The organism is Staphylococcus sp. HMSC061G12, from assembly GCF_001838465.1.
In the GTDB taxonomy this organism is placed as follows: Bacteria; Bacillota; Bacilli; order Staphylococcales; family Staphylococcaceae; genus Staphylococcus; species Staphylococcus simulans.
This window is the reverse complement of record NZ_KV837090.1, coordinates 1-801: the sequence shown is the minus strand read 5'-3', so window position 1 is coordinate 801 and position 801 is coordinate 1. Positions and strand designations below refer to the sequence as shown.

Genomic DNA, 801 nt, shown 5'->3' with positions numbered 1-801 from the left:
GAGTTAGATACCGTTAAATACGAACCGCCGAAAGCACAAAAAGTCGATTTACACACGATCGGTTCAGGTGTCTTAGAACTATCAACGGCACGTAATTATAATTTTCCAAAAGGGGTAGGCTCAGCGGATCATGTCTATGAGACCAAACAAACAATTCAATTTTCTAATACTTATCAACCTAAAGAAATCAAAGGCAAACGCCTTGCAGGTCTGAATAACTATTATGAAGATACTAAAACAGATGAAGGTACAAGTCCATACATGGTGACTATCGTTGACGATAAAATCAAAAAGGTTTCTTTAGATAAAGGCGGCGACCCTGCTATTAAAGACAATCAAAAATTCAAACATGAAAAAGGTTCTTAAACCATAAAAAAAGAGAGCAGCTATTGTTTAGCCGCTCTCTTTTTTAATTTTATGTTAACGCTTTAGTTTTTTGTAAATTAATGATAGGATTACATTAAATAAATGAACGAAAAAGAACACCAGCACTAATTACTGTTGACCGCAGTAATTAGCCGCTACCGATAACACGACTATCGGCGCACTTTAGGTGTCCTGATTTCTTATTCATTTGATACCCTTATCTTACAAGAATAAAAGTAAAACTGCAACATAAATGTATCAAAATGAAACTAGAAAGAAGAGATACTGCTCATTGATGCCAACATCTATGAAGAGTGTAAGCCGTGATAATATCGGTTTACACTCTTTTTTGTTCCTCTAAAGAAAGAAGGAAAAATTCATGGCATATCAATTAGTAAACCTACAAGAACACGCAACATTCGATTCAATTCAAGC

1 protein-coding gene is annotated in these 801 nt (G+C 34.8%); it reads left to right on the top strand.

Translation table 11 applies throughout. From position 1 onward, the window contains the following. The coding region (locus HMPREF2937_RS13715) for a hypothetical protein (protein ID WP_180364628.1) at positions 1 to 366 on the top strand (366 nt) is incomplete at its 5' end. Between the last annotated feature and the right edge of the window lie 435 nt (positions 367 to 801).